Below are 18,655 nucleotides of genomic sequence, written 5' to 3' on the forward strand. Positions count from 1 at the left end.
TATAGCTCCTGCCGACAAACCTAGCAATTCAAGCCAAGCGTTTTGCGAACCTGTTCTGCGGCGCTCTTTTGCGCTTCTATGACTGTGTCACAAAACTTATCGAATTCCGGGTCTGGCCGCTGCCAATCAGGGTGACGTTCGAAATTCTCGATTGCTTCCCTGACACCTTGGTCAAAGCGCTTTGTCGCTGTGAATGACGGGACGAGCCGTTTTATTTTACTTGTATCGAAGACAGCACATTCCGACTTATCTCCAAGCAGTGAACCTTGCAAATCCGGTCTGCACATAACGAGGAAGTCTGTCGATACATGCACTTTATCCACACGCTTTCCTAAAGCTTCTCCGATTATGTCATAAATGCTGTTCCACGTCAGGACTTCATCGGAAGTGATGTGTACTGTCTCTCCAATTGCTGCATGATTTCCCATCAATCCAACGAAACCTTTGGCAAAATCCGTATTGTGGGTCAACGTCCATAGCGAGGTCCCGTCACCATGAATGAGAACAGGCTTCCCTTGCTTGATCCTCTCTACTATTTGCCAGCTGCCACCTGCGCCATAAAAAGCCACGGGAATCTTTTTATTGCCATATGTATGGCTTGGACGAACAATCGTTATAGGCAGCCCAGTATCCCGATACGCCTTTAGCAGCACTTCTTCTGCTTCTATTTTATGCCGGGAATATTCCCAGTAAGGGTTCATCAGCGGCGTACTCTCCGTTGTCTTATAGTGACGAGGCGGTTTTTGGTATGCAGAAGCGGAGCTGACAAAGATGAATTGTTTTGTCTTATCTGCAAATAAACGGATATCACGTTCAATGTCTGATGCTGAAAAAGAAATGAAATCTGCTACAACATCAAACTGCATATCTTGAAGCTTTGCTGCAACTGCTGCTTCATCTGTAATATCTGCTATGATACTTTGACATCCTGCTGGTACAGGCTTCGAGCCGCGATTGAGCAAAAAAAGCTCCCATCCTTGTTGTACTGCCAATTCGGTTACGCTTGAGCTGATAGTTCCGGTTCCTCCGATAAATAAAGCTTTCATCTCTGCCAGTCCCTTCTTTCATTTTGTAGTTTAGTTATTTCAAAGGGGCGGATTGGTGTGGCATCTGCGGCAAACGGGATAATAAGAGTCATTGCCGCCAATCTGGATCTGATCTCCTGTATAGACAGGCTTACCGTCGTCAACCCGCAGGTTCATCGTTGCTTTTCGTTCACAGAACCAGCAGATTGTTTTCATCTCTTCGATTTTATCCGCATAGATGAGCATATAACGGCTTCCTTCGAACAGCTCATTTTGGAAATCATTCTTCAATCCAAAGCCCATTACTGGAATGCTGAATGCATCAACAATCGCTGCCAGCTGGAGCACATGCTCTTTACTTAAAAATTGAACTTCATCAATCAGGACACAATGCGGTGTCGGTTCGTGCGATTTGACGATATCCATGATGTTGGTTTCTTCGAAAATCGGAATGGCTTTTCGGCGCAGTCCAATCCTGCTGGAAACATAGCCTACTTCATCTCTTGTATCGATGCCGGAAGTAAAAATAAGAACCGATTTATTTTGTTCCTCGTAATTGTTGGCCACTTTCAGTATTTCTATCGACTTTCCGCTGTTCATTGCGCCATATTTGAAAAATAATTGTGCCATGTCATTTCTCCTTATCAAATAAAAAAGATAGTGCCACATTACACTATCTTTATCCATACTATATCTATCCCACTTATGTATATCTGGATGGTCAGTGTACATGTAATGGTAATCTGTAAAGGGGTTAGAAGCAGAAAAAACAGGCAAAGGGTGTTTGCCTGTTTTCTTCTTCATATCTTAAGCTATTAGCTCAAGTTGTATTTCTTCTTGAAACGATCTACGCGGCCGCCAGCTTTGTCAGCTTTTTGTTTACCAGTGTAGAACGGGTGAGAAGCTGAGCTGATTTCGACACGAATCAATGGGTAAGTGTTGCCATCTTCCCACTCGATTGTTTCGTCAGAACTCTGAGTAGAACCAGTCAAGAATTTGTAATCAGAACTAGTATCTAGAAATACAACTTTGTTATATTTCGGATGGATTTGTTCTTTCATGCGTTAGCACTCCTTTTTGCCCTGAATCCCTTGGAAACAGAGTTTATTGTGAGAGACCGATAACTGTCGTGAAAGCTCACATAACGTGATTATAACAGTCTGTCTAGCCCATTGCAAGAGGAAATCCATGTAATCAGACGCGCTTATTCGTGCCTTTACGTTTCATATCCTCTTCCATATTCGCGAGGAATTCCTCGTTGTTTTTCGATGCTTTGAGACGGCGCAGGAAGCGCTCGGCAAAGTCATGGGAATCCTGCATTGTCTTGCGGATCGCCCACATTTTATCCAACTGGCCTTTCGGGACAAGCAATTCTTCTTTTCGTGTACCGGAACGGAGCATATCGATTGCCGGGAAGATGCGTCTTTCCGCAAGGGAACGATCCAAATGCAGTTCCATATTACCTGTTCCTTTGAACTCTTCATAGATGACATCATCCATGCGGGAACCTGTATCGACTAGTGCGGTAGCAAGAATTGTGAAGCTGCCGCCTTCCTCGATGTTACGAGCAGCCCCGAAGAATCGTTTCGGACGGTGGAAAGCCGCTGGATCGATACCACCGGAAAGCGTACGTCCGCTTGGCGGAATAACCAAGTTATACGCTCTAGCAAGACGTGTGATACTGTCCATCAGTACGATAACGTCCTTTTTATGCTCCACCAAACGCATCGCACGTTCCAGTACCAGCTCGGATACTTTGATATGGTTCTCGGGTACTTCATCGAAAGTGGAGCTGACGACATCAACATCCGGGTGAACGGAACGTTCGATATCCGTCACTTCCTCCGGACGTTCATCGACTAGCAGGATAATAAGCTTGGCATCCGGATGATTCGTCGTGATGCTGTTGGCAATCTGCTTCAGCAGCATTGTTTTCCCTGCTTTTGGAGGGGCTACGATCAAACCGCGCTGCCCAAAACCAACAGGCGTCATCAAATCGATGATGCGTGTAGATACTTTACGGGACTCGGTTTCCAGCTTCATCTGTTTATCAGGATACAAAGCTGTCAGTGCCGGGAAATGTACGCGCTCCTTTGCCACTTCCGGATCTTCATTGTTCACTGCATCCACATGCAGAAGTCCGTAGTAACGTTCGTTTTCCTTTGGCGGGCGAACCTTGCCGGAAACTTTATCACCATTGCGCAAATCGAAGCGTCTGATCTGTGAGGCACTGATATAGATATCTTCTGCACTCGGAGCATAATTGATCGGCCGGAGGAACCCAAAGCCCTCGGATGGAATGATTTCCAGAATACCGTCCATGAAAAGGAAACCATCCTTTTCAGCCTGCGCTTTCAGAATGGCAAAGATCAATTCACGTTTCGTCAGTTTCGCATAATAGGAAACGCGGTATTCGCGTGCCATCGCGTATAATTCTTTTAATGTCAATGTTTCTAGATGAGAAATAGATAGTTCAGCCACAAAATCACCACACCTATTGTATTTAAGGACTTGTCCTTATCTGTTTGGCTGTTTATTGTCATTTCCTTCATTGGTGCATCAATACTGGTGGAATCTGATTCAAGCTATTGGCCGTCATTCTTGACCGAAGAGGTTGCAAGGGATTCTTTTTGACCATGCATAGCACTTGGAAGAAAAGGAAGGATGGTAGTGTATAACTAGAATAGAAGATTATAACTATCATTTTTTACCACAATACAGCTTTTTTAAACTTACTGCGTTTTTTAGCATAACTAATCATACATTTTCGCTCTTGAATATTCAACTGTATTTTCTAGGTGAAACGAAGGAAATTTTATATATAAAAAGACTGGCTGACGCCAGTCTCTCCACCATGAAGGTTAAATGACAACATTCGATTTCTTTTGCATACAGCGTTCGCGTAAATGAGGAATATGCAGCAGCTCAAGAATTCTGGAACTGTTCGACTTCCTGTTCACTCATCTCTTCCCGCCAAATATTGGCACCTAGTGCGACCAATTTCTCCGTGATGCGCTCATAGCCGCGATCAATATGCTCAACACCAGTGATTTCTGTCACACCATCCGCCATTAACGCAGCAATGATTAGTGCTGCCCCCGCTCGAAGGTCGCTTGCTTTTACTTTTGCTCCTTCCAGCTGGACTGCTCCAGTTACGATGGAAGCTCCACCCTCTACCTTTACTTTGGCGTTCATCCGGCGAAGCTCATCAATGTGCTTAAAACGCGCCTGATAGATGGTATCGGTGATGACACCAGTACCATGTGCTTTCGTCAGGAGAGCCGTAAAAGGCTGCTGCAGATCAGTCGGGAAGCCGGGATAAACGAGTGTTTTTACATCCACACTATTCAGCTTGGCTCCAGGCCTGACTATCAGCTGTTCCTCTCCTTCGACGATCTCTACACCCATCTCCCGCAGCTTCGCAAGCAACGACTCCAGATGCTGTGGAATGACGTTGTCGATAATTACTTCTTCCCCTTGGGAAGCAGCCAGGATGGTATACGTTCCCGCTTCGATCCGATCGGGAATGATTGTATGACGGCAGCCGTGAAGATGATCTACACCTTCGATGCGAATAACGTCGGTTCCAGCACCTTTGATTTTTGCGCCCATACTCGTTAAAAGCGTAGCTACATCAATAATTTCCGGTTCCTTGGCTGCATTCTCAATCACTGTCTTCCCTTTGGCCCGCACCGCAGCAAGCATGATATTGATCGTCGCACCAACACTTGGAACGTCCAAATAAATTCGCGCTCCACGCAGCTCATCCGCTCGCAAGTAGATGGCACCTTGTTCATTCGTCACCTTTGCTCCTAACGCTTCAAAGCCCTTGATATGCTGATCAATAGGTCGAGGGCCAAGATAACAGCCGCCAGGTAAGCCGATGACCGCCTGCTTGAACCGTCCGAGCATCGCACCCATGAAATAATAGGAAGCCCGGAGTTTCTTCACTTTTCCGTTCGGAAGAGGCATGGACGTCATTGAGGAAGGATCAATCGTAATGGTTTGATCGGTTTTAGATACTTTGCCGCCAATTTCTTCAAGCAAATCACTCAGCGTCTCAACATCTGATATCTCAGGCAGCCCTTCAATCGAAACGGAAGATTCAGCCAGTATCGCAGCTGGCAGCAATGCAACTGCGCTATTTTTCGCTCCGCTGATCTTCACTTTTCCTTTAAGAAGGTTTCCGCCCTCTACTAGTATTTTCTGCATAAGGAACTCCTCACATTTAGGATAACAGCAACGTTAGTTTCCTCTATTTTACCATAATTATACTATATCCGGCTGTTCCAGTCTGCAAGAAATCGTTGGATTCCAGCATCTGTAAGCGGATGCTCCACCAATTTCTGCAAGACATCAAAAGGAACGGTCGCGATATGCGCCCCCCGCTGCGCAGCTTCTGTTATATGAAGCGGATGCCGGATAGAAGATGCGATGATTTTCGTCTGGATTACATGTCGTTCGAAAATCTCCGCAATCGTCCCAATCAAATCCATTCCACTATGCCCGATATCATCAAGTTCCCCGATAAATGGCGAGACATATGTAGCCCCAGCACGTGCCGCAAGCAATGCTTGGTTCACATTAAATATAAGTGTCACATTCGTCTTGATATTCAATTCAGATAAAACCTTAACCGCCTTCAACCCTTCCAGGGTCATTGGGAGCTTTACGGTGATGTTTGGCGCAAGCTTGGCAAGCTCCTTGCCTTCTTCCACCATTTCATCTGCTTTTTCAGATACAACCTCCGCACTGACAGATCCAGACACCTCTTCGGTTATCTCCCGGAGCCTATCTTGAAATGATACACCTTCCCTGGCCGCCAATGTCGGATTCGTTGTCACTCCGGACAGCACACCAAGTGCATTGGCTAGCTTGATCTCTTCCAAGTTCGCAGTATCCACAAAGAACTTCATGTCTTCCACTCCTTAAGTAATTCCGAAGTAGTTTATGCAGGACTCCCTTATATGACAAAGGATTGAATGAGCTTACGGTAAATTTCTTCGGTTTCGATTTTGAATGCAGGAACTCCACTTCCTGTAACATCACTCTACAAGTTAAGTTACCGATTTTTTCATTCCTAAACCTTATGAGCTTTCTGGCTCCTCCCGCGCATATTCTGACAACAAGTTTGATGCATTTCGCCGTTCTGTAGTCGCAGGAGACAAAACTATGGCGCTAGCGATGAATCCCTGCGAGACCTTCCTCCGGGCTCCCTCACTTATTCCTACGTTTCTGAACGGTCACCTCCGCTTTTCGTGTATAAAAAAAGAAACTAACCAAATTAGTCAGTTTCCTTTTTTGTTTCAATGCTTTTGTTTACGCTTTGCCTGAGGAGCCGAATTCGCGCATTTTGCCGATAACTGTTTCTTTGATCGCTTCGCGAGCTGGTCCTAGGTATTTACGTGGATCGTATTCGTTTGGTTTTTCTGCCAATACTTCACGAACGCGTTTAGCAGAAGAAATTTGGTTTTCAGTGTTCACGTTGATTTTAGAAGTACCAAGCGTGATTGCTTTTTGGATATCTTTTGTCGGGATACCAGTACCGCCGTGCAATACCAATGGAAGGCTTGTTGTGTTGAAGATCTCTTCCATGCGGTCGAAACCAAGATTTGGTTCGCCTTTGTAAGGGCCGTGTACAGAACCAAGCGCTGGTGCGAAGCAGTCAACGCCAGTTTCTTCCACTAGCTGTTTACATTCAGAAGGGATCGCATACGCTGCGTCTGCATCGTCTACGATAAGATCGTCTTCTTGTCCGCCGATACGGCCAAGTTCAGCTTCAACAGACACGCCATGGAAGTGTGCAAGCTCAACTACCTTCTTCGTAAGTGCGATGTTCTCTTCCAATGGATGGTGGGAGCCATCGATCATTACAGAAGTGAAGCCAGCATGGATTGCTTTTGCACATGTTTCGAAACTAGAACCATGATCAAGGTGAATAGCAACTGGAACAGTGATGTTATAGTCTTCTAAAAGACCTTTAACCATCAATACAACTGTCTTGAAGCCACCCATATATTTCGCTGCCCCTTCGGATACACCAAGGATGACAGGAGAGCTTTCTTCCTGTGCTGCTTGCAGGATTGCTTGTGTGAATTCAAGGTTGTTGATGTTAAACTGTCCTACAGCATAGTGATTGTCTTTTGCTACATCTAGCATTTCTTTCATTGATACTAAAGGCATAACAAAAATCCTCCTTCAAATTTGCACGACGGTCGGCAACTATCTATGTGAAGTCGTGTATTTATCGCTTCCATACATAAGAATACCAACTCACCCGTCATGGTGCAACATTTCCCGCACTTTTATACTTGATTCGACCCCTGTTTCACTGCTTGATTCACCATTTTTCGCACATTGAGTATGTCGAAAGGCTTAGCAAGCACACAAATCAGAAAGTCATAATTCTTCAGGAAAGTTTCTGCTTCCTCCGCCAATCCACTCATCATGATTGTCGGGATGGACAGACCCTGTTCCTTCAGCCTATCCAATACCGCTGGTCCATCGAGCACCGGCAGCTTATAATCGATCAGCAGTAAATCCGGCTTCTGTCTTTTTATCTGATCAAGAGCTTGTGCTCCCGTGCCGACGGAAATCACTTCATGTCCTTCTTCCCGGATGACTTCCTCCAGTAAAATCCTGATACCTGGCTGGTCATCCACGATCAACACGTGCTTACTCATCCGCATATCCCCCTAGAAAACGAAGCAAGCTCAAGCTTGCTTCGACATAATGTTCACTGCTGTGACCCAATTACACCTTTTTCTAGTAAAAAGCTCAAATTCCTGCTTCTCCACTCAAAATAATTGTATTTAGATGCGTCAATCAGCCTTCTTTATGCTGTAAAGATGCACCAATGAAGCCATGGAACAGCGCATGCGGACGGTTCGGACGGCTCTTGAACTCCGGATGGTACTGAGAAGCGACGAACCAAGGATGATCCTTGATTTCCACAGTTTCAATCAGGCGGCCATCAGGGCTTGTACCAGAGAAAACAAATCCTTTTTCCTCCATCTGTACACGGTATTGGTTATTGAACTCAAAGCGATGGCGGTGACGTTCGTAGATAACATCTTCATTGCCATAAGCTTCTTTTGTTTTCGTACCATCCTGCAAGCGGCAAGGATATACGCCTAAACGCAATGTACCGCCAAGATCGGAAATGTCTTTCTGTTCTGGCAGCAAATCGATGACTGGATGCGGGGTAAGCGGATCAATCTCACTGGAATGCGCACCTTCAAGATGCAAGACATTACGTGCAAATTCGATAGTAGCCAACTGCATACCCAGGCAAATACCGAGGAATGGAATTTTTCTTGTCCGAGCGTAGTGGATCGCTTCGATTTTACCTTGGATACCGCGATCACCGAATCCTCCCGGCACAAGGATACCGTCTGCATTGCCGAGTAATTCCTCTGCATTGTCAGCTGTTACGTCCTCAGAATTAATCCATTTCACTTCGATATCTGTGTCATAAGGGTAGCCTGCATGCTTCAAGGATTCCACAACGGAAATGTAAGCATCCTGCAGCTCTACATATTTACCTACCAATGCAATACGGACAGTTTTCTTAAGATTTGTTACATGCGCTGCCATCGCGGACCATTCTGTCATATCAGCTGGAGGACACTCCAATTTGAAGTGATCACAAACGAACTGATCCAGGTTCTGACGCTGCAAGGCAAGCGGTACATCGTAAAGTGTATCAGCATCGATACATTCAACAACTGCATTGACTTCCAAATCACAAGAAGATGCGATTTTTTCTTTCATATCCTGGCTGATAGGCATTTCAGAACGAAGAACAATTGCATCCGGCTGAATACCAAGCGAGCGAAGTTCTTTTACGCTGTGCTGTGTAGGTTTTGTTTTCAATTCTCCTGCAGCTTTTATGAAAGGAACAAGTGTACAATGCAGATACATCACATTGTCACGCCCAATGTCGGATTTGATTTGACGGATGGCTTCCAAGAACGGCAAGGATTCGATATCCCCTACTGTTCCGCCGATTTCCGTGATGACAACATCTGCGTTCGTTTGTTTTCCGGCACGGAAAACTTTGTCTTTGATTTCATTTGTAATATGCGGGATGACCTGGACTGTCCCTCCAAGATAATCACCACGGCGTTCTTTTTTCAACACAGTGGAATAAATCTTTCCTGTTGTTACGTTGGAGTATTTATTCAAATCGATGTCGATGAAACGTTCATAGTGACCAAGGTCCAAATCCGTTTCTGCTCCATCTTCTGTAACGAAAACTTCTCCGTGCTGATATGGACTCATTGTTCCTGGGTCCACATTGATATATGGATCAAATTTCTGGATCGTCACCTGCAAACCTCTATTTTTCAACAAACGGCCAAGTGATGCCGCTGTGATGCCTTTCCCTAGAGAAGATACTACTCCTCCTGTAACAAAGATATACTTTGTCAACGTAATCCCTCATTTCTAGCATTTATTTATAGAATACCCATGTCCTTGAAAAAGTTTGATAAAAAATAAAAAGCGTTCCCTTTGTTAAGGGAACGCGTCTTCGGACAATTAAAGAGCCCACATAAAATATTACTGATTCTACCGTGTAAAGTCAATAACATTAAGCGATATTATCGCTTAGCGGTCATCCTCATCGTCGTCTTCGTCACCAGTCAGATGCATGTCTTCTCCAACGATTTCACGAGTTTCTTCGTCCGTATCATCGCTCTGATAATCACCTTCGTAGTCATCTTCCGCTACATCATCATCAGCTAGATCGTCATCTTCTTCTTCGTCGCCGTAGTCTTCGTCAAAGCCTTCTTCGTCCAGTGTGAAGTCTTCTTCAAGATCGTCCAGATCCTCATCTTCATCTGCTGCACGTTTCTTTCTTTTCTTCGTCGGCTCAACTGTAACGTCTTCGTCGAATTGATCTACTGCGTACCAGCTTTTCAATCCCCAAAGATTGGATCCTGCTGTCATGAAACGGCCATCTACGTTCAAGTCCGTATAGAACTGCAGCAAGTATTCTTCACGCTGATCGGAGCTCAATTGTTTGATTTCAGCTACTTTATTGAATAAATCTTTATAATCGGTTGCTTTGTTTTCTTCCTCAAGAATCAAATTCGTCAATTCCACGAGGGAAAAGTCAGCAAGCTCTTCTTGGCTGTATTCTTTCAAACCCACTGTCACAGCACTCCCTTTGTCAATAAGTTGGTTATGTTCACGTCTACCGTTTTAGAACCATACCTTACATTATATTGCCAGGCCTATCAAAATGCAATATTTCTTCAGATCAGCGGCGTTTTTTAACTTGTTTGACGTGTTTGGACAGCTGCTTGAACTGTTTCCTCTGTTCGAGCTGTGCTTTGGCAGAGGTCTTGCTATCCAGATATTGAAGCTCCCGCTGCAGCTTGAAATAGCTGCTGAGCCGTTCTTGCTCTATCTCACCAGTCTGTACTGCCTCTTGCACACGGCAGCCAGGTTCATTCATATGTGTACAATCACGGAAACGGCAAGCCTCACTATATCGCTCGATATCGGAAAAAGCTGCTGACACACCTGACTGCTGCTGATCCCATAGCTGCAGCTCACGCATACCAGGTGTATCGATGATCATCCCGCCGCCTGGCAGCTGTACAAGCTCACGATGTGTTGTTGTATGTTTGCCTTTGCCATCATCTTCCCTGATCTCGCCTGCCAGCTGTACTTCCTTTCCATACAGCATGTTGACAAGGGTGGATTTCCCTGCACCTGAAGAACCTAGGAATGCCGCAGTGATACCTGGTACGAGCGTGCTGCTGATCGTGTCAATTCCCCGTCTGTCCACTGCACTCGTAACATGTATGCTCACGCCTGGAGCGATTGCTTCTACTTCCCTGTATTTCTCCTCCAAGTCAGCACATAGGTCCCCTTTGCTTAAAATGATCATTGGTGATGCACCACTGTCATAAGCCGCCAATAAATAGCGTTCCAGTCTTCGAAGATTGTAATCCTGATTTAACGCCATAACTAAATACACATAATCGACATTCGCTGCAACAATTTGCTCCTTTGTCACAGTTCCTGCCTCTTTCCGGGAAAACTTGCTTTTTCGCGGCAATAAAGCATGTATCGTAGCTTTCCCTTCTTCATGCCGAGCATCTACCAGCACCCAATCCCCGACTGCTGGGTAATCCCCATTTTGCCGAAACTTCCCTGACGGTGTTGCAAGCATCTCTCCTCGGTCATCCAGCACTCTGTACATATGTTTATGCTCAAGCACGATACGTGCAGGCGTCCAAGCCTTATCATATGCTTGCTTTGCTGCTTCCAATTGGTCATTCCATCCTAATAAATTCAATGCTTCGTTCATATTTTCCTCCTAGTGGGGCTTTTTTGGCCATAATAAAAAGGACTGTTCGCACAGCCCTTCCACTAGAAGTTTACATAGCAGAAATCATCTGCTACTTCAGACAAGCAGAAGGGATGTGCGTAGTGACGGACGGCTTTTTAGTCAGCGTATATGTCAACATAATCATCATCCCTTTCTGCGTCCGGATTTTACCGTTCGCTTTGATTTGTTTTTATGATACATGATATTGGCTATATTTGTAAAGCCTATTATTACCTCAGGAAAGGAGGTCAGTATATGTATGTCTTCTTCCTCCTGCTGGCCCTCCTGTTCCTCATAATGGTATTGGTATGGGTGGACTTATCGCTTGGCAGGAAGTACAGCAAACGAAAAGCGGTCAATCGGCTGATTGGTCATAAACATGCCTTTGTTTCCATGTTCGATGATGGAGTCAACTTCTACGAAGCGCTGATACGTGACATAAAAGCAGCACAGCATTCAGTGGATATCCAATTCTTTCTGGTGAAATGGGATGAACCTACACAGCAGCTGTCGGAATTACTGCAAAAACGCGCACAAGAAGGAATTAAAATCCGCTTCCTGCTGGACAGAATCGGCGGCTACCGTTTGCCCCGAAAAGAACGAAAACGTCTGCGCCAGTCTGGCGTGATGCTTCGTTTTGCCAATATACCACGCTTCCCTTATTTCCTGTATAACTTGAACTTCCGTAATCATCGGAAAGTGACCATCATTGATCAGCGCAGTGTCTATATAGGAGGATTCAATATCGGAAAAGAGTATTTGAGCAAGGAGCCCCGTTTTGGTTACTGGCGTGATTGCGTCGTCAAACTCGAAGGCGAGGCAGCCTACACGTTTGTACAGCTATTCGCCTCCGATTGGGGTAATCCATTCCGCATCCTGCCGAAACAAGCTCCTGCACTTGATGGAGCCCAGATAGAAGTCGTCATAACAGAATCTGATGGCTATGAAGACTGGCTGCTGCACCAAATACATCAAGCAAGGGAATATCTTTATATTGGCACACCATACTGTGCACCCACCAGACGTGTGGAAGCTGCCCTTAAACGAGCTTCGGAAAGAGGCGTGGATGTCAGGCTGATGCTCCCGTCCAAAGTGGACCATTATGTTGTCAATCAAGTGTCCTTCCATTTTGCCCGGCGCCTGCTGCAGCATGGCGTACGAATCAACTTATATCAGAATGGCTTTTATCATGCAAAGATCCTCTTAAGTGATGGGTTATGGTGTGCTGTCGGTTCTGCCAATCTTGATGGACGGAGTCTGCTTATAAACAAGGAGCTTACTGTGACTATAAGAGAGAACGACCTCTTTTATGCCCAGCTCCTCGCTCTTTGGAAGAAGGATGAACAATCAAGCATAGCGGCCTCAGTCAAGACTATACAAAAACGTCCTTGGATTGCGAAAGTGACAGGCATCCTTTTTAGACCATTGCGGAATTACCTATAGAAAAAGCCCGCCAGCATCACTGCTGACGGGCTTTTATATTTATTACATTTTTTCTGGTGCTTCCACACTGATGAGTCGAAGTGCATTTTTAATCGTAATACGAACTGCTTTCATCAACGCAATCCGGGCTTTCGTCAGTTCTTCGTTATCCGGGTTCAATACTTTCTCCGCATTATAGAAGCTGTGAAGTGCAGAAGCCAGGTCGAAGCAGTATTGCGTGATTCGGTGCGGTGTCCGTTTTTCTGCTGCGTCTGCAACAACTTGAGGGAATTCCCCAAGACGTTTTAGAAGATCCAATTCTTTCTCGGCAGTCAGAAGACTCGCATCGTATGGTCCTTCTGTCTGGAATCCTTTTTCAGCAGCCTGTGCGAGCATCGTGCTGATGCGGGCATATGCGTACTGCACATAGAATACAGGGTTTTCATTGGACTGTGATTTCGCCAAGTCCATGTCAAAGTCAAGATGAGAATCACTGGAACGCATAACGAAGAAGTAACGCATCGCATCGATGCCGACCTCATCCATCAACTCGCGCAGTGTAACTGCTTTACCAGTACGTTTACTCATTTTCACTTTTTCACCGTTCTCGAACAGGTTAACCATCTGGATGATCGTAACTTCCAGCGTATCGGCGTCATAGCCTAGTGCTTGGATAGCAGCACGCATACGCGGGATGTAGCCATGGTGATCTGCTCCCCATACGTTGATCAGCTTGGAGAATCCGCGATCCAGTTTTGTTTTATGATAGGCGATATCCGGAGTAAGATACGTATAACTGCCATCTTGCTTGATAAGTACACGGTCTTTGTCATCACCGAATTCTGTCGAACGGAACCAAACTGCCCCATCTTCTTCAAACACATAGTCTGTTTCACGAAGTGTAGCCAATGCCGTATCGATTTTTCCGTCTTGGTATAAGGAAGTTTCGGAATACCACACATCGAATGGTACACGGAAATCAGCAAGATCCTTCTCAAGCTTCTTCAGTTCATAAGCCAGGCCATATTGGCGGAAGAAAGCAAGGCGTTCCTCTTCCGGCTTTGAAACATAGCTGTCTCCATGCTCTTCAGCAAGCTGTTTACCGATACCAATGATATCTTTACCATGGTATCCATCCTCCGGCATCTCGGCATCCTGTCCAAGAGCTTGCAAATAACGCGCCTGTACACTGCGGGCAAGATTATCAATCTGATTACCAGCATCATTGATATAATATTCGCGTCCAACCTCATAGCCTGCTGCATCGAGGATGTTGCTAAGAGAGTCCCCTACTGCTGCTCCGCGGGCATGTCCAAGATGCAAGTCACCAGTCGGGTTTGCCGAAACAAATTCCACTTGGACTTTCTCACCTTTTCCTGCATCCGTGCGGCCGAAAGCATCGCCAGCTTCCAAAATAGTGGATACGAGTTCCCCAAGATAGCTGTTGCGCATGAAAAAGTTGATAAATCCTGGTCCGGCAATTTCGATTTTCTCTACAGGTGCCTGATCATAATCAAAGTTATTCTGCAAATCCTCCGCAATCGCTCGAGGCGCTTTCTTTGCAACACGAGCAAGCTGCATCGCAATATTCGTTGCATAATCGCCGTGTGCTTTATCTTTTGGCTGCTCTAGAATGATAGCAGGGATTGTTTCTTTATCAGCCAATCCAGCCTTCAAAACAGCATCCTGAATCGCCGATTTCAATTTTTGTTCTGTTTGTTGTACGATATTCATCCGTTACTCTCCTCCTGCACACGCAACGTCAGTGCATGTCTTCTGGACTGCACCTGATTTAAAGTTACTGTATAGCTTATTGCAAGTTCCGCCGGGCTGCCAGATGCCAGCGGCGAAAACGTCATCGCGTGTGTGCTTGTTTCCATATGCATTGTACCATAAGGATGGCGGTATACGTTCTCTGTCGGCTGATTCTTTATGAAAACTTGCTTCATATCAAATCCGCCTGAACGTTTGATGCTCACTTTATCAGCCGAGATGGTAATCATCGTCTTTGTTTCTCCGACTTCTTCGGATTCCTCTGTGAAATTGACGACTGTCAATCCCCCATTTGCGGAATAGGTACCAGCTGCCTTTAAAGTTGTGTACTCGGTATCATCTTCCTCCGTTATTGCCGTATTCATCTCGATCCATACCGGTATTTTTGTCTGACGCATGCAGCTCTCCCCTTTCAGCAAGAAAAACGCTCCCCGCGGAAGCGCCTCTCCATTTATTATTTCAATAAGTCCTGTACGAATTTCGGCAGGACAAAAGCAGCGTGATGCAGCTCTGGTGTATAGTATTTCGTTTCGATCGGCTGGAACCGTTCTTGCTCCACTTCTTTTGGATGATGTACTTTGCTGCCCATCGTGAACGTCCACAGACCACTCGGATAAGTAGGGATATTTGCCGTGTACAGCTCTGTTACAGGGAAGATCTCCTTCACATCTTTGAATACTTGTGAAATCAAGTCAGCTTTGAACCACGGATTGTCTGTCTGCGCAACGAACAACCCATCCTCTTTGAGCGCTTTCGCAATTCCGGCATAAAAGCCTTTCGTGAATAAGTTGACTGCTGGTCCCACTGGTTCTGTCGAATCGACCATGATGACATCATATGCGTTCTCACTTTCGGCAATATGCATGAATCCATCACCTACACGCACATCTGCACGTGGATCATCCATTTTACCTGCGATGGAAGGCAGGAACTTTTTGGAATACTCGATAACTTTGCCATCGATATCAACAAGTGTCGCTTTTTTCACTTTGTCATGCTTGAGAACTTCGCGGATCACGCCGCCATCTCCTCCGCCTACAATCAGCACGTTCTCTGGATTCGGATGCGTGAACAACGGTACATGCGCTACCATCTCATGATAAACAAATTCATCGCGCTCCGTAGTCATGACCATGCCGTCCAATGTCAGCATATTACCCCACTCTTCTGTCTCGAGCATGTCCAACTTCTGGAAATCAGTCTGCTCACTATGCAGGGAACGCTTCACTTTTGCTGTGATACCAAAGCTGTCTGTCTGTTTTTCTGTATACCAAAGTTCCATTAGTTGTCAAAACTCCTCTATGTGTAAAATCCTATATCATCTCGCAACTAGTGTTGGTCATTTTTATAGCTTTAAACAATCAAATTATAGAGAATATCCGAAAAAAAGCAACCCTTTCCGACGTTTATTATCCTACTGTATGCCGATACTGTTTTTGACACCATGAAGGAAGCAGGAGATAGAGATGATACGGATTCCAATAGCCAGCTGGCAGAAGTGGCTGCGGCCAAAAAGGCTGGCAGCCATCATTCTGGGGAGCACGATAACTGCCATCGGCGGATTGCTCCTCATTTGTTATCTGATGGGACCTCCGCCGATGACAAATAAATGGAGTACAACATTCTATGCGAATGACAGCACAATCCTAGGTGAACAGTACGGCAACACACAGAAACGCTGGATAGCTCTGGATGAAGTCTCCCCGCACTTGATCCATGCTACTATCCTGGCTGAAGACAAAAACTTCTACAAACATCATGGCTTTGCCTGGAAACGTATATTCGCGGCTGCCCTGCAGGACATCAAAGCAGGGGCCAAAGTAGAAGGGGCCAGCACCATTACCCAGCAATATGCCAAAAACCTCTACCTGACGAATGACAAGACGTGGACACGAAAATTCAAAGAAGCAATCTACAGCATCCGATTAGAGATGTTTTATACGAAGGATGAAATATTGGAAGGGTATCTTAACACGATTTATTACGGACATGGGATGTATGGTATCCAAGCAGCAAGCGATTATTATATGGATAAAGATCCTGGCAGTTTAACAGCTGCAGAGGCTGCTTTGCTTGCCGGTATACCGAAAGGACCATCCTATTATTCCCCATTTCAAAATAAAGAGCTGGCTGATGAAAGACAGGAATATATTTACGGACTGCTGCAGGATGCAGGCTATATAACCGAACCAGAAGCACTTCCTGCTGTGTCGCTGTCGACAGAGCAGGAACGGGAAACAGTCAGACGTGCCGGTTATTTCCAGGACTATATTACAGATGAGCTAGCAGATGTCCTGGAGGTGGACGAGGATCAGGCTGCTGCTGCTGGATATCATGTCTATACAACGATGGATCCCGATCAGCAGATGAAATTGGAGAACCAGATAGCAGATACGATTCCGGCTGATACAGAACTGCAAACAGGAGCGATCGCGATGGATCCGGATACTGGTGCCATCACAGCTTTGGTCGGCGGAACGGATTACAAAGCGAGTACGTATAACAGAGCCACTACGAGCAAACGCATGCCAGGCTCAGCGTTTAAACCTTTTGTTTATTACACGGCTCTGAAAAACGGTTTTACACCGATGACACAGTTAAGAAGCGAGGAAACGACCTTTGAGCTGCCGCATGGCGGAGAATACGCGCCTGGTAATTTTCATGGCTATTACGCAAATGAAGAAATTACAATGGCAGAAGCTATCGCGATGTCGGATAACATATATGCAGTGAAGACTAATTTGATGGTGGGTGCAGAGAAGGTTGCTGCAGATGCCAAGAAGCTCGGAATCACAAGTGAGTTACAGGCAGTTCCATCCCTCGCTCTTGGAACTTCGCCGGTGTCTGTCGAAGAGATGGGTGTTGCTTACAGCCGGATAGCCAATGGCGGTAAACAGGTAGAAAGCTATACGATTGAAAAAATCGTCGATCGCAACGGCAAAACGATCTATTCCCATAAACCGCAGAAACTCAAGAGCAAGCTGGATAAAAAAAGACTGTTCGTGCTCACCGACTTGATGACAGGTATGTTCGATGATTCGCTCAGCAGCTATATGCGTGTAACAGGTGCCTCAATCAAGGATCAGCTGACCCGGCCATACGCCGGCAAATCCGGAACCACAGCGACTGATAGCTGGATGGTCGGATTCAGTCCTGACATCGTGACAGCTGTCTGGACCGGCTATGATGACAATCGCTCCATGGAGAAAGTAAAGGAGCTTGCCTACAGCAAGGAAATTTGGGCCGGCTTTATGGAAACGGCACATCAGGGCAAACCAATCAAAGCATTCCGTCCTCCAGCAGGCGTTCGCGGAGTGTTTGTCGATCCTGACTCCGGCTTCCTTTCCACTTCATATTGCGAGAAGCGCCGCTTCACCTATTTTGTACGAGGCACAGAACCAAAGCTATACTGCCGGCCTGATTTGGATGAGTTTCCGCTGCAACCAGATCAAGAAGAACCAATGAACAGACGAAAACGCTGGTTTGATTGGCTGTTTTAACAGAAAAAGCCGCTGTCCCATTTGGTGACAGCAGCTTTTCTTTTATTGCAGTTGATTTTCCAGATCCTTCGGCGTTCTGCTCCAGAATTCCGGTTTATACTCCTTAAGGAACTCCAGCAGCAATTCCTTCGATACGTCATCCATATGATCAAGCACGTACTTGCCTTTCATGGACTGCTCCATATGCTTCACATGCTCCGGCATCGACTTATAGGCGATACGATTCGGTCGATCGACAAGAATTTCGCTGGCAGCAGCTCCAAAATAATAAGGACCGCCCCCGCCATTTTGCACTGTCACCCAGACAATCCAATACAGCTTCCCATCTTGCACCTTGTCCTTCTCATGCTGGAAACGCACACGTCTTTCCACTTGACTGCGGGCATGCATTGCTGCCATATCCACGTATGCTGTTTTTTCATTCGGATCAACGATGACAGGGCTCATATTCTCCAAACTGATCGAACCTACTCCATAGCCGCCATGACCGTCCGTTGAATCATCCTTCATGATCGTGAAAGCATTATTCTTCTTCTTTTCCACATATACCGCTCCCTCGACTTTTGCTTCTATAGTAGCATGTGTCGGAT

Annotated in this window: 17 protein-coding genes; 2 read left to right on the forward strand and 15 right to left on the reverse strand. The window is 45.8% G+C overall.

The window, feature by feature from the left end:
- Positions 1-20: 20 nt before the first annotated feature.
- The 11 genes from SFC25_RS15785 to rsgA all read right to left on the reverse strand — a co-directional run bounded on the left by SFC25_RS15785 (position 21) and on the right by rsgA (position 11,349).
- Positions 21-1,046 (reverse strand): SDR family oxidoreductase, encoded by a 1,026-nt coding sequence (locus SFC25_RS15785; protein WP_411216205.1) that lies wholly within the window; start codon positions 1,044-1,046, stop codon positions 21-23.
- A gap of 39 nt (positions 1,047-1,085) precedes the next feature.
- On the reverse strand, positions 1,086-1,655 hold the full coding sequence (locus SFC25_RS15790; protein WP_411216206.1) for a thymidine kinase: 570 nt from the start codon (positions 1,653-1,655) through the stop codon (positions 1,086-1,088).
- Between the two features lie 185 nt (positions 1,656-1,840).
- Positions 1,841-2,086 (reverse strand): type B 50S ribosomal protein L31, encoded by a 246-nt coding sequence (locus SFC25_RS15795; protein ID WP_038564035.1) that lies wholly within the window; start codon positions 2,084-2,086, stop codon positions 1,841-1,843.
- Positions 2,087-2,219: 133 nt separating this feature from the next.
- Positions 2,220-3,506 carry a transcription termination factor Rho gene (rho, locus tag SFC25_RS15800; protein ID WP_411216207.1) on the reverse strand — a complete coding sequence of 429 codons (1,287 nt, stop codon included), beginning with the start codon at positions 3,504-3,506 and terminating at the stop codon, positions 2,220-2,222.
- 444 nt (positions 3,507-3,950) lie between these two features.
- Positions 3,951-5,237, reverse strand: a complete 1,287-nt coding sequence (locus tag SFC25_RS15805) for a UDP-N-acetylglucosamine 1-carboxyvinyltransferase (protein ID WP_411216208.1) — start codon at positions 5,235-5,237, stop codon at positions 3,951-3,953.
- A 62-nt stretch (positions 5,238-5,299) separates the two neighbouring features.
- Positions 5,300-5,941, reverse strand: a complete 642-nt coding sequence (gene fsa, locus SFC25_RS15810) for a fructose-6-phosphate aldolase (protein WP_411216209.1) — start codon at positions 5,939-5,941, stop codon at positions 5,300-5,302.
- Positions 5,942-6,344: 403 nt separating this feature from the next.
- Positions 6,345-7,208, reverse strand: a complete 864-nt coding sequence (locus tag SFC25_RS15815; RefSeq protein ID WP_095219315.1) for a class II fructose-bisphosphate aldolase — start codon at positions 7,206-7,208, stop codon at positions 6,345-6,347.
- A gap of 122 nt (positions 7,209-7,330) precedes the next feature.
- On the reverse strand, positions 7,331-7,708 hold the full coding sequence (locus tag SFC25_RS15820; RefSeq protein ID WP_411216210.1) for a response regulator: 378 nt from the start codon (positions 7,706-7,708) through the stop codon (positions 7,331-7,333).
- Positions 7,709-7,850: 142 nt separating this feature from the next.
- A complete protein-coding gene (pyrG, locus tag SFC25_RS15825) occupies positions 7,851-9,458 on the reverse strand; it encodes a CTP synthase (protein WP_411216211.1) in 1,608 nt (535 codons plus the stop codon).
- A 177-nt stretch (positions 9,459-9,635) separates the two neighbouring features.
- The gene (gene rpoE / locus SFC25_RS15830) at positions 9,636-10,181 is read right to left on the reverse strand and encodes a DNA-directed RNA polymerase subunit delta (protein WP_411216212.1); all 546 of its coding nucleotides are present in this window, start codon (positions 10,179-10,181) and stop codon (positions 9,636-9,638) included.
- Positions 10,182-10,290: 109 nt separating this feature from the next.
- Positions 10,291-11,349 (reverse strand): ribosome small subunit-dependent GTPase A, encoded by a 1,059-nt coding sequence (rsgA, locus tag SFC25_RS15835; protein WP_411216213.1) that lies wholly within the window; start codon positions 11,347-11,349, stop codon positions 10,291-10,293.
- 276 nt (positions 11,350-11,625) lie between these two features.
- Between rsgA and SFC25_RS15840 the strand changes: the two genes are divergently transcribed.
- Complete coding sequence (locus SFC25_RS15840) at positions 11,626-12,813, forward strand: phospholipase D-like domain-containing protein (RefSeq protein WP_411216214.1); 1,188 nt, start codon at positions 11,626-11,628, stop codon at positions 12,811-12,813.
- Positions 12,814-12,855: 42 nt separating this feature from the next.
- Here the strand turns inward: SFC25_RS15840 and argS are convergent, their stop codons facing one another.
- The 3 genes from argS to speE are packed head-to-tail and all read right to left on the reverse strand — an operon-like array spanning position 12,856 to position 15,847.
- Complete coding sequence (gene argS / locus SFC25_RS15845; RefSeq protein WP_411216215.1) at positions 12,856-14,526, reverse strand: arginine--tRNA ligase; 1,671 nt, start codon at positions 14,524-14,526, stop codon at positions 12,856-12,858.
- Positions 14,523-14,963 carry a YwiB family protein gene (locus SFC25_RS15850; protein WP_411216216.1) on the reverse strand — a complete coding sequence of 147 codons (441 nt, stop codon included), beginning with the start codon at positions 14,961-14,963 and terminating at the stop codon, positions 14,523-14,525. The genes argS and SFC25_RS15850 overlap by 4 nt, the downstream gene beginning before the upstream one ends.
- Before the next feature lie 56 nt (positions 14,964-15,019).
- The gene (speE, locus tag SFC25_RS15855; RefSeq protein WP_411216217.1) at positions 15,020-15,847 is read right to left on the reverse strand and encodes a polyamine aminopropyltransferase; all 828 of its coding nucleotides are present in this window, start codon (positions 15,845-15,847) and stop codon (positions 15,020-15,022) included.
- A gap of 184 nt (positions 15,848-16,031) precedes the next feature.
- Here speE and SFC25_RS15860 point away from each other — a divergent pair, with 184 nt between their 5' ends.
- Positions 16,032-18,065 carry a transglycosylase domain-containing protein gene (locus SFC25_RS15860; protein ID WP_411216218.1) on the forward strand — a complete coding sequence of 678 codons (2,034 nt, stop codon included), beginning with the start codon at positions 16,032-16,034 and terminating at the stop codon, positions 18,063-18,065.
- Positions 18,066-18,107: 42 nt separating this feature from the next.
- Here the strand turns inward: SFC25_RS15860 and SFC25_RS15865 are convergent, their stop codons facing one another.
- The gene (locus SFC25_RS15865) at positions 18,108-18,608 is read right to left on the reverse strand and encodes a YwhD family protein (RefSeq protein ID WP_411216219.1); all 501 of its coding nucleotides are present in this window, start codon (positions 18,606-18,608) and stop codon (positions 18,108-18,110) included.
- Between the last annotated feature and the right edge of the window lie 47 nt (positions 18,609-18,655).

The sequence above is a fragment of the Terribacillus saccharophilus genome (assembly GCF_046592595.1).
In the GTDB taxonomy this organism is placed as follows: Bacteria; Bacillota; Bacilli; order Bacillales; family Amphibacillaceae; genus Terribacillus; species Terribacillus saccharophilus_C.

Excerpts from the sequence above, each read along its gene's own strand:
- SFC25_RS15790 (WP_411216206.1), bottom strand. The coding sequence starts at position 1,655 with ATGGCACAATTATTTTTCAAATATGGCGCAATGAACAGCGGAAAGTCG.
- fsa (WP_411216209.1), bottom strand. The coding sequence starts at position 5,941 with ATGAAGTTCTTTGTGGATACTGCGAACTTGGAAGAGATCAAGCTAGCC.
- SFC25_RS15820 (WP_411216210.1), bottom strand. The coding sequence starts at position 7,708 with ATGAGTAAGCACGTGTTGATCGTGGATGACCAGCCAGGTATCAGGATT.
- argS (WP_411216215.1), bottom strand. The coding sequence starts at position 14,526 with ATGAATATCGTACAACAAACAGAACAAAAATTGAAATCGGCGATTCAG.
- SFC25_RS15785 (WP_411216205.1), bottom strand. The coding sequence starts at position 1,046 with ATGAAAGCTTTATTTATCGGAGGAACCGGAACTATCAGCTCAAGCGTA.
- SFC25_RS15850 (WP_411216216.1), bottom strand. The coding sequence starts at position 14,963 with ATGCGTCAGACAAAAATACCGGTATGGATCGAGATGAATACGGCAATA.
- SFC25_RS15840 (WP_411216214.1), top strand. The coding sequence starts at position 11,626 with ATGTATGTCTTCTTCCTCCTGCTGGCCCTCCTGTTCCTCATAATGGTA.
- speE (WP_411216217.1), bottom strand. The coding sequence starts at position 15,847 with ATGGAACTTTGGTATACAGAAAAACAGACAGACAGCTTTGGTATCACA.
- SFC25_RS15795 (WP_038564035.1), bottom strand. The coding sequence starts at position 2,086 with ATGAAAGAACAAATCCATCCGAAATATAACAAAGTTGTATTTCTAGAT.
- SFC25_RS15805 (WP_411216208.1), bottom strand. The coding sequence starts at position 5,237 with ATGCAGAAAATACTAGTAGAGGGCGGAAACCTTCTTAAAGGAAAAGTG.
- SFC25_RS15815 (WP_095219315.1), bottom strand. The coding sequence starts at position 7,208 with ATGCCTTTAGTATCAATGAAAGAAATGCTAGATGTAGCAAAAGACAAT.
- SFC25_RS15860 (WP_411216218.1), top strand. The coding sequence starts at position 16,032 with ATGATACGGATTCCAATAGCCAGCTGGCAGAAGTGGCTGCGGCCAAAA.
- rsgA (WP_411216213.1), bottom strand. The coding sequence starts at position 11,349 with ATGAACGAAGCATTGAATTTATTAGGATGGAATGACCAATTGGAAGCA.